The following is a 9260-nucleotide window of genomic DNA, read 5'->3' as shown; positions in this document are numbered from 1 at the left end:
TGCGCGCCACACTCTCATTCAATCGCCCGGCGGCGGCCATCACCAGATCGACCACCCACTCGCCCGCCGTAGCGCCGAAATGGTCGCCGATCACAATGCGTGCGCCATGGCCGGGCTGCCCCGCGGGAATCGACGGCATCGAATGAAGGTCGATCAATATCGCATGGCCGAACCGGTCACGCGCGGCGGTCAGCTCGTCAGTCAGCGCCGCGTGATAAGGCCGGTGCAGGGATTCGAGCCGCCAGTGCAGCGCAGCAGCGTCGATCGGCCGCTTCCATAACGGACCACAATCCGCAAGTCGCGTCGGTACCACGCCAAGGCCGGCGCGCTCCTTGCGACCCGGCGCCGAAAATTGCGTTCGGAGCGGCAGGGCGACTTCGCCCGGCGCCATCTGTCCCTCGCCACGATTGCAGTCGGCAACGGCACGCGCCCATAGTGCCTCGACGACCGTAGCTCCCGCATCGCGGGCGCCGCCGGCCACAAGATCGCACCAGCTATCCTCCAGCCGCTCGAGATCCTGCCGGCCTACCCGTGCCGCCGCCAGTATCCCGGGCGGATAGATGCGCCCGGCGTGCGGCACCGACACGACCACGGGTCCGCTCACCGCGGGCCGGTTGACAGCAATGGCAGCAAGCGGAATGGTGTGGGACGACATAGGCGGATGGGTGGCAAAAAAAGCCGGACGAATCCAGCACCCCGGCGTCAATTTGTTAAATCTCTGACGCTATGACGATTTCTTGATGAGGGTGCACCGACCGGAACCGGCGCATCGCGGGACCTGGGGACAGATTTCAGAATGATTCGTATCTTGCTGGCCGAAGACGATGATGTGATGCGCGAGTATCTGGCGCGGGCGCTGACCAGCGCCGGCTACCATGTCACCGCGGTCGATCGCGGTACCGAAGCCGTCCCCTATATCGATTCGGGAACGTTCGACCTGCTCTTGTCCGATATCGTCATGCCCGAAATGGACGGGATTGAACTCGCCCAGCATACGGCAAAGGTCGCGCCGCAGACGCAGGTCATGTTCATCACCGGTTTTGCCGCCGTATCGCTGCGGGCCGAGGAAAATGTGCCCCAAGCGAAGCTGCTTTCGAAACCCTTCCACCTCAAGGATCTGGTGCGCGAAGTCGACAATCTGTTCGGCCGCGCCGACCGGTCGAGCCAACAATAACGACAAGGACGCACGCGAAGGGCTTGCCAAGCCGCCCGCGGCCTATTAGGGGGCGCGTCACCCCAAGGGATGGGCGTGTAGCTCAGTGGTAGAGCACTGTGTTGACATCGCAGGGGTCGCAAGTTCAATCCTTGCCACGCCCACCATTAAAAACGCCGCCACCCGAACGGGTTGGCGGCGTTTTTGCTTTCTGCTTCCGGCTGTATTCAGGCCATCCCGCGCGCCAGATCGCCGCGCGAGGCATCGCCGATCTGGCTACCCCCATCGCAATCGAGGATGGTACCCGTGATATAGCCGGCGGCAGGCGAGCACAGGAACACCGCTGATTCCGCCACCTCTTCGACCTTGCCCCAGCGCTTCATCGCGATCCGGTCGTAATGCGACTGCCGTGTTTCCGCATCGGGCGCGAGACGCTTCATCCCTTCGGTGTCCGCGATCGGCCCCGGCGATATCCCGTTCACGCGCACCTCGGGACCCCATTCGAGCGCGAGGACGCGAATCAACTGGTTGATCCCCGCCTTCGCCGCGCAGGCATGCGCCTGCAGCGCCGATGCATTGACCGCTTGGCCCGCGGTGATCGCGATCAGCGACGCGCCCGGGCGGTTCAGCAAATCATGGCAGCCGCGAAAGACGTTGAACGTGCCATTGAGGTCGATGTCGACCACGGTGCGAAACGCGTTCGCCGACATGCCGAGCGCAGGCGCGAGGAAATTCCCGGCCGCCCCCGAAATCACGATATCCATCGGGCCCAGCTCGCCCGCAACCCGCTCCATCACGCCGCGGATCACCGCATAGTCGCGGACATCGCCCGACAGGCCCAGCGCGCCGCTGCCGATCTCCGCCGCCGCGCGCGCCGCCTTGTCCGGATCGCGCCCCGCGACCGCGACCTTTGCACCGAGCTCGGCAAAACGCTTGGCGATGCCGAGGTTGATACCGCTCGTCCCGCCAGCAACGAACGCCGTCTTGCCCGCGAGCAGATTGTCCCGGAATGTCGTCATGCTTCCCTCTCCCTGTCGTATCTCTGAACCTCGAAGGCGCCGATGCGGGGTTGACGGATCGCAACCAGTCGCCTTTTGAAACTGGAACAGACAGCAAGGACGAACCGATGGCAAGTGCCGGCCCCACCTCGAACAGTTTCATCTCGCAGCGGCTGAAGCTGCATTATGTCGACTGGGGCAATCGCGGCGCGCCACCGCTGCTGCTCGTCCATGGCGGCCGCGACCATTGCCGCAACTGGGACTGGGTCGCCGAAAAGCTGCAAAGCCGCTATCACATCATCGCGCCCGACCTGCGCGGTCATGGCGACAGCGCCTGGTCGCCCGATGGCAATTACGCCATGGACACATTTGTCTATGACCTCGCGCAGCTCATCCACCAGCTCGACCTCGGCCCGCTGTCGATCGTCGCGCATTCGATGGGGGGCAATATCGCACTCCGCTATACCGGCCTCTATCCAGAAAATGTGCGCAAGCTTGTCGCGATCGAGGGGCTCGGCCCCTCGCCCAAGGTCATCGCCGAGCGCGCGAAGGCAGGCTATGCCGAACGCTTCCGCAAATGGATCGACGACAAGCGCCAGGCCGCCGGGCGCACCCCGCGCCGCTATGCGACGCTCGAAGACGCACTCGGACGCATGATGGGCGAGAACGCCTATCTGACCGAAGTACAGGCGCGCCATTTGACCATCCATGGCATCAGCCGCAACGAGGACGGTACGTGGAGCTGGAAGTTTGACAATTACCTCAACGTGTGGCCCGCGTTCGACATGCCGCAGGACGATATTGCCGCGCTGTGGGGTGCGATCACCTGCCCCACCCTGCTTCTTTACGGCGCGAACAGCTGGGCCTCGAACCCCGAGGGTGACGGCCGGCTTCGGTATTTCAACACGGCGAAGGTGATCGAATTCGAAAATGCCGGCCACTGGCTGCACCACGACCAGTTCGACCGGTTCATGTCCACGCTAGACGATTTCCTCTAAGCAGGCGGCCGGTTGCGCGCGACGACGCGCGATAAGAGGCGGCGCGATGGCCTATACCGGGCAAATTTCAAAGCGGCAGCATGTTGTCTCCGGTAGTGCCGCGCTTGTCGCCGCGATTGCGGTCGGGCTGGGCCTTGCCAGCGGCCTCGATCTCGACGTCGTCCGCAAGGCCAGCGAGGCGATCACCGCCATCGCTATCCCGGCACCGCCGCCGCGCGAGAACGTCGTCCCGGCAAAAACCGCAAGCGAAAGGGCCAGCGGCAAGGCATCGGCCGCCAACAAACGGGCCAGGGCCACGGCGGTCGCGGCCCCTCCGCCAAAGCTTGCTCCGATCGTTCCACCCGTCACGGCGGCACCGCGCCCCGGTATCGGGAACGATGCGTCGGCCGGTGCGACGCAGACGCCCGGCCCCGGATCGGGCGCCGGCGGCCATGGCGACGGCACCGGGGCGGGCGGCGCGGGAAACGGGACAGGCGGTGGAACCAGGGCGGTCTGGCGCAGCGGCACGATCCGCGATCGCGACTATCCGCGCGAAGCGAGCCGCGCGAAGGCCGGCGGCGAAGTCGAGGTCCGCTTTACCATCGAGGCGAGCGGGCGCGTCAGCGGGTGCCGGGTGACGCGGTCGAGCGGCGATGCTTCGCTCGACGAAACCACATGCCGCCTGATCGAGGAGCGTTTCCGCTTCAAACCCGCAACCAATGCCGCAGGCGACAATATCGCGAGCCAATATGGCTGGCGGCAAAGCTGGTGGCTCGAGCGGCGGCGGTAGGCATTTTGTCGATCATCGCGCACATTCAGCAGCTATTGCGACATTGATGCGAATAATTCTCAATAGAGATTGACTCTGCAATCAATTCGCAATAGCGGCGCCCCCGAGATGAACTCAAAACAGGGGGTAAAGCCGTGAAAAAGCCGTCGTCTGCCACATTTCTCGCCATGTCGTGCGTAGGCAGCTTGATCAGCGCGCCCGCGATGGCGGCCGACGCAGGTGCCGATGCGTCTTCGGACCAGCAAACCGAACAGAATCGCCGCGACGAGCGCGAGCAGATCATCGTCACCGGCCAGCATTACCAGACCCAGCAGGAATCGCCGAAGTCGACCCGTTCGGTGCGCGACACGCCGCAGACGGTGACCGTCATCACCGGCGAGACGATCGAGCAGCAGAATCTGCTGACGCTGCGCGACATGCTCTCGACCGTCCCCGGCATCACCTTCGGCGCCGCCGAAGGCGGGTCGCCCCCGGCCGACTCGATCACGCTGCGCGGCTATTCGGCGGGCAGCGACATCACGCAGGACGGCGTACGCGACAGCGGCGCCTATAACCGCTCCGACAATTTCAACATGGAACAGCTCGAAATCGTCAACGGCGCCAACTCGGTCTATGGCGGGTCGGGATCGGTCGGCGGTTCGATCAATATCGTCACTAAGCGCCCGCTGAACGAAACGCGCATCATCGCGACCGGCGGCATCGGCACCGACAATTATTACCGCGGCGCGATCGACGCCAACGTCCGCGCCAGCGACTTCATCGCCTTCCGCCTCAACGCGATGGTGCACAAGAATGATGTCCCCGGCCGCGACGTCGAAAAATACGAGCGCTGGGGCATCGCCCCATCGGTCACGCTGGGAATTGGCGGCCCGACCAGCCTGACGCTGCAATATCTGCATCAGGAAGACGATAATATCCCGCAGTACGGCGTGCCCTATTACGCGATCGCCGGCGGCATGCTCCCCGGCGTCAATCGCAGCGATTATTTCGGTTATCGCAACATCGACAAGCAGGACATCACCGTCGACCAGGCGACGCTGCCCTTCGAGCATGAACTCGGCGACCAGGTATCGATCCGCAACCTGTCGCGCTGGCAGCAGGTTTCGCAATTGACCGTCGTCGGTCCGCCGCAGGGCACCTACTGTCTCGCGAACGGCCTGACGCCGACGGGCGGCAGCTGCACGGTCAATGTGACCGGTATCGGCAGCGTCAACGTTCCCGTCGGCTATTACCTGATCGGCGGACCACGCGGGAACCTGCGCGATTCGACGAACGAGATCATGTACAACCAGCTCGACCTGCGCGCGGTGTTCAACACCGGCGCGATCGAACACACGCTGGTCGCCGGCGCCTCGGCGAGCTGGGAGAAATATTTCCTCTCGACCGGCAATATCTATCGCAACGCCGACGGCACGGTGGCCAATGCCGCCTTCCCGCTGATCAACTTCGGCAACCCGAACGAGATCGTACCCGGCCCCGCCGGCCCCGGCCGCGTCTATGGCAGCAACGTCTACACCGGACCCGTCAACTTCTTCGAAAGCGGGCGGCAGCGCGGCGAGGTCAACAATTACGCCGTCTATCTGTTCGACGCGATGAAGATCGGGAAGTTCGAGATCAACGGCGGCCTGCGCTGGGAACATAACAGCGGCAATTATCGGACCGACACCGGCGCCGCGGCGACGCTGACCACGCCGCAGGGCGCGCTTGTCACCGGCCCGGTTCTGCGCAACTCGGCGGATCTTTTCTCCTATCGTATCGGCCTCGTCTACAAGCCGGTCGAAGCGGTCACGCTCTATGCAGCCTATGGCAATTCGAAAACGCCGTCGATCAGCGCGGTCAACGGCGCCTGCACAGTCGCGACATGTAATGTCGATCCGGAAAGCGCGCGCAATTTCGAAGTGGGTGCCAAGGCTGAAGTCGCAGGCGGCAAGCTGCTGCTCGCAGCATCGGCGTTCCGCAACGAACGCAACCAGTATAAGGTGCAGTCGGCCGATCCGATCACGACGCCAGACCAGGTCCTCGACGGCAAATCCCGCGTCGACGGCATCGCGCTGAGCGTCATCGGCAAGATCACTCCCCAATGGTCGATTACGGCAAACTATACCTATCTGGACAGCGAACTGCTCCGGTCAGTCGCGGTGGGCCTGCCCGACCCGGCCAAGGGAGCGGAGTTCCAGCAGACCCCGAAGCATTCGGGCAGCCTGTTCACCACCTATGAATTCCCCTTCGGCCTCACGCTCGGTTACAGCATGACCTATCAGGGCAGTTTCGCGCTGAACCTGCCGACCTTCGCCGCGCCGACGGTCTTCCGGTCGAACGATTATCTCGTCCACAGCGCCTATGTCGCCTACAGCTTCACCGACAAGCTGAAGGCACAGGTCAATGTGAAGAATTTCACCGACGAACTGTACTACACCCGCGTCCGCAACAACGGCTGGGCGACCCCGGGTGACGCGCGCGCGGCGATCTTCTCGCTGTCGTATCAATATTGATCCCGTCCGGGAGCGGGCTTTGCCCCGCTCCCGGCATTGATCGCGGGCCAAAGCTGTGGCAGCGCCGACCGGTATCGCCGAGGGGATATTCCGCCCATGTTGATAGCCGTTCCCGATCTGTTGTCGCCCGCAGAACTCGCGGAAATCCGCGCGATCATCGATGCCGCCGAATGGATCGATGGCAATGCCACCTCCGGCCATCAGGCAGCACTCGCGAAGAACAACGAGCAGCTCCCCGAAGACAGCGACGCCGCCAAACAGGCGGGCCGCTTGATCCTCGAGGCCCTCGGCCGCTCGCCGCTATTCTTCGCCTCGGCGCTGCCGCTGCGTATCTATCCGCCGCTGTTCAATCGCTATGGTGCGGGACAGGAATTCGATACGCATGTCGACAATGCGATCCGCATCAAGCGCGGCAGCGAATTCCGGATGCGCAGCGACCTGTCGATTACGGTGTTTCTCGAAGCGCCCGAAAATTACGACGGCGGCGAATTGCTCGTCGAGGACCATTATGGCGTCCAGCGCGTCAAGCTGCCCGCAGGACACGCTGTCGTCTATCCGTCGTCGAGCCTGCACCGCGTCACCCCGATCACGCGCGGCCACCGCGTCGCCTCCTTCTTCTGGCTTCAGTCGATGGTACGCAATGCCGAGGAACGACGCACCCTGTTCGACCTCGACCGGGCGGTGCAGCGCCTTACGGGCGAACTGGGCGGCAAGGACCGCTCGGTGATCGAACTCACCGGCGTGTATCACAATCTGCTCCGCCTCTGGGCCGATAGCTAGCCGAGCATATCGCGCCACGCACGCGAGATATATTCGCGGTCGCCCGCGAGCACGCAGGCTGCAAGACATTGCGCATCGGCCAGCGCGATGCCGGCCTCGGGACCAAGCACGGTCAGCGCGGTCGCCCAGCCATCGGCCATCATGCACTCGCGGTGAAGCACGGTGACCGACGCGACGTTGCTGACGATCGGGCGGCCGGTCTTCGGGTCGAAGCTGTGCGAATAGCGCCGTCCGGCGACGTCAAAGCCGCGCCGGTAATTTCCCGACGTCGCGACCGACAGGTCGTGCAGCGCGATGCGCCATGAGGGCAGCGACGATGTCGGCGGCATCTCGACGTCGACCCACCACGGCTGGCCATCGGGGCGGACCCCCTCGCCGCGCAATTCGCCCCCGACTTCAAGCAGGAAGTGCCGCACGCCGGTGTCGAGCAGCCATTCGGCCGCCAGATCGACGCCGTAGCCTTTGGCGATGCCGGACAGATCGAGCGCCGCGCCTGCGCTTCGCCGGATGCTTTGCGTCGCCGGATCGAAATCGATAGTCCGGCCCGTCGCAGCGCCGGCTACGTTGGGGATATTCCCAACCGGGCCGGCGCCACCGAAACCCCAGGCATCGGTCAGGCGGCCAAGCCCGGCATCGAAGGCGCCATCGCTCGCACGTGCGATCGCCAGCGCCGCCTCGACGACATGCGCCAGTTCGCCGGGCACCGCGTGCCAAAGACCCGGTTCGACGCGATTGAAGCGCGAGAGGTCGGACTCGGCCTCCCACTGGCTCATCTGCTCGACGACGATGTCGAGCGCCGCCTGGACGCCGTGCGCGGTCGCCGCGGGGGGCAACACCGCTTGCAGCGACCAACTCGTCCCCATGCTGGTCCCGGAGAAGCTTTCGATAGCCGCCCCCGCGCCGCGCCCGGCGAAAGCCGCGGGCGTCAACGCGCGGGGGATCAGGACGCGGTCGGTCAGGGCGCCAGCACTTCCAGCGTCGTGACATAACTCGCGCGGCGCTGCGGCGCCGCGGGCGCCGCGGCACCCTCTTCGCGCTCGGCCTGCGGCGTCGTAACGTTCAGCCAGTACATGCCGGGTTCTGCCCAGTTGATCTCGACCTTGCCGTCCGCGCCGGTCTTGAGGTCCATCTGGCCCAACTGGTCGCGATAACGAATGCCGCCGGGGATCACCGTGACCGGCAGGCCCGCTGCGGGCTTGCCGTCGAGCAGGAACTGGAAGGTCGCGGCCTCGCCCGCAATTAGGTCGTTCGGATGCGTTACGGGAACCAGCTCGATCCCCTTCCCTGTCGGCTTGAACAAGGTCGTCGTCGGCTCGCCCACTGTAACGAAAACCTCGTTGCGGTTGTTCGATTCGGCCGTTTTCACATTGGTCGCGCCAGCGGGAATGCGCTCGGCGAGATTCGCGGTGGTCGTCCCGCGCGGCAGGCGCTCGGTCTTGCCGTTGAGCTCATAGCTGCCCATCACGCCGTCGACCGCCGAAGCGATCCGCCAGGTCCCTTTTTGTGTCAGATGGACATCGAAGGTGCTGCGATAGCGCCCCGTCGCCTTGTTCTCGATCGTCGCTTCGCTGCCGTCGGGTGCCCACGCCTTCACCGCGTCGAGGCGCATCGGCTGATGTTCGAAATAGAAAAGATCGTTCGACACCGCGGCGTCGACGGTAACCCAGACATCGTCGCCCGACAGCACCGTCGACGACGGCATCATCCACTGGCGATGCGCCGAAGCCGGAACGGCAACCAGCGCCGCAAGTGCGGCGGCGGCGGCGAAACCCGAAAAACGCTTGTTCATCATCCTGCCCCTTTTCTGCTTAGCGGAAGGCAACCGAAACGGCGCCCAGTTCGGTGGTTCCGGCGGCACGCCCGCCCGCGCCGGCCTTGGCCGGCCAGGTAAAGGGGATACGCAGGAGTTCGCGGCCGCCAACCTCGCGCGCCGCCTCGATGACCAGCGTATATTGGCCCGGTGCGGCGGCGCCGAGCTGGGCACGCGAGAATGATATCTTGTGCGCGCCGGGCGCCCGCGTCGCGCTGGTGATGCCATTGGCGGGAAATGTCATCGAACGGCCCGCCGCG

The 9260-nt window shown here is 64.7% G+C and carries 10 protein-coding genes and 1 tRNA gene; 6 read left to right on the top strand and 5 right to left on the bottom strand.

Features of this window, described 5'->3' with window-relative positions; genetic code table 11:
- Positions 1-604 (bottom strand): N-formylglutamate amidohydrolase (locus VGD20_RS20985; RefSeq protein ID WP_331136309.1); only part of this gene is annotated, 604 nt, incomplete at its 3' end.
- A gap of 192 nt (positions 605-796) precedes the next feature.
- Between VGD20_RS20985 and cpdR the strand changes: the two genes are divergently transcribed.
- Together cpdR and VGD20_RS20975 are read left to right on the top strand one after the other, a co-directional pair.
- Positions 797-1174, top strand: coding sequence for a cell cycle two-component system response regulator CpdR (gene cpdR, locus VGD20_RS20980; protein ID WP_054587920.1), 378 nt, complete (start codon positions 797-799; stop codon positions 1172-1174).
- Between the two features lie 71 nt (positions 1175-1245).
- A tRNA-Val gene (locus VGD20_RS20975) sits at positions 1246-1320 on the top strand.
- A 60-nt stretch (positions 1321-1380) separates the two neighbouring features.
- Here the strand turns inward: VGD20_RS20975 and VGD20_RS20970 are convergent.
- Positions 1381-2172: an SDR family oxidoreductase gene (locus VGD20_RS20970; RefSeq protein WP_331136308.1), complete on the bottom strand. Its 792-nt coding sequence runs from the start codon at positions 2170-2172 to the stop codon at positions 1381-1383.
- A 107-nt stretch (positions 2173-2279) separates the two neighbouring features.
- Here VGD20_RS20970 and VGD20_RS20965 point away from each other — a divergent pair, with 107 nt between their 5' ends.
- The 4 genes from VGD20_RS20965 (at position 2280) to VGD20_RS20950 (ending at position 7190) form a co-directional block, all read left to right on the top strand.
- The gene (locus VGD20_RS20965) at positions 2280-3149 is read left to right on the top strand and encodes an alpha/beta hydrolase (protein WP_331136307.1); all 870 of its coding nucleotides are present in this window, start codon (positions 2280-2282) and stop codon (positions 3147-3149) included.
- 46 nt (positions 3150-3195) lie between these two features.
- Entirely contained in the window at positions 3196-3918 is a 723-nt protein-coding gene (locus tag VGD20_RS20960) for a TonB family protein (protein WP_331136306.1), read from the top strand.
- A 167-nt stretch (positions 3919-4085) separates the two neighbouring features.
- Positions 4086-6410, top strand: coding sequence for a TonB-dependent receptor (locus VGD20_RS20955; protein WP_414714606.1), 2325 nt, complete (start codon positions 4086-4088; stop codon positions 6408-6410).
- Positions 6411-6506: 96 nt separating this feature from the next.
- The gene (locus VGD20_RS20950) at positions 6507-7190 is read left to right on the top strand and encodes a Fe2+-dependent dioxygenase (protein WP_331136304.1); all 684 of its coding nucleotides are present in this window, start codon (positions 6507-6509) and stop codon (positions 7188-7190) included.
- Here the strand turns inward: VGD20_RS20950 and VGD20_RS20945 are convergent.
- The 3 genes from VGD20_RS20945 to VGD20_RS20935 form a co-directional block, all read right to left on the bottom strand.
- Positions 7187-8053 carry an FAD:protein FMN transferase gene (locus tag VGD20_RS20945; protein ID WP_331136303.1) on the bottom strand — a complete coding sequence of 289 codons (867 nt, stop codon included), beginning with the start codon at positions 8051-8053 and terminating at the stop codon, positions 7187-7189. The genes VGD20_RS20950 and VGD20_RS20945 overlap by 4 nt on opposite strands.
- A 92-nt stretch (positions 8054-8145) precedes the next feature.
- Positions 8146-8979, bottom strand: a complete 834-nt coding sequence (locus tag VGD20_RS20940; RefSeq protein ID WP_414714607.1) for a DUF4198 domain-containing protein — start codon at positions 8977-8979, stop codon at positions 8146-8148.
- A 19-nt stretch (positions 8980-8998) separates the two neighbouring features.
- A partial coding sequence (locus VGD20_RS20935; RefSeq protein ID WP_331136301.1) for a DUF2271 domain-containing protein occupies positions 8999-9260 on the bottom strand: 262 nt, incomplete at its 5' end.

Origin of the sequence: Sphingopyxis sp. (assembly GCF_036402335.1) — a bacterium.
GTDB lineage: Bacteria > Pseudomonadota > Alphaproteobacteria > Sphingomonadales > Sphingomonadaceae > Sphingopyxis.
Note: the sequence above shows the minus strand (reverse complement) of the source record. Positions and strands in the feature narration are given on the sequence as shown.

Excerpts from the sequence above, each read along its gene's own strand:
- cpdR (WP_054587920.1), top strand. The coding sequence starts at position 797 with ATGATTCGTATCTTGCTGGCCGAAGACGATGATGTGATGCGCGAGTAT.
- VGD20_RS20970 (WP_331136308.1), bottom strand. The coding sequence starts at position 2,172 with ATGACGACATTCCGGGACAATCTGCTCGCGGGCAAGACGGCGTTCGTT.
- VGD20_RS20965 (WP_331136307.1), top strand. The coding sequence starts at position 2,280 with ATGGCAAGTGCCGGCCCCACCTCGAACAGTTTCATCTCGCAGCGGCTG.
- VGD20_RS20960 (WP_331136306.1), top strand. The coding sequence starts at position 3,196 with ATGGCCTATACCGGGCAAATTTCAAAGCGGCAGCATGTTGTCTCCGGT.
- VGD20_RS20955 (WP_414714606.1), top strand. The coding sequence starts at position 4,086 with ATGTCGTGCGTAGGCAGCTTGATCAGCGCGCCCGCGATGGCGGCCGAC.
- VGD20_RS20950 (WP_331136304.1), top strand. The coding sequence starts at position 6,507 with ATGTTGATAGCCGTTCCCGATCTGTTGTCGCCCGCAGAACTCGCGGAA.
- VGD20_RS20945 (WP_331136303.1), bottom strand. The coding sequence starts at position 8,053 with ATGGGGACGAGTTGGTCGCTGCAAGCGGTGTTGCCCCCCGCGGCGACC.
- VGD20_RS20940 (WP_414714607.1), bottom strand. The coding sequence starts at position 8,979 with ATGAACAAGCGTTTTTCGGGTTTCGCCGCCGCCGCCGCACTTGCGGCG.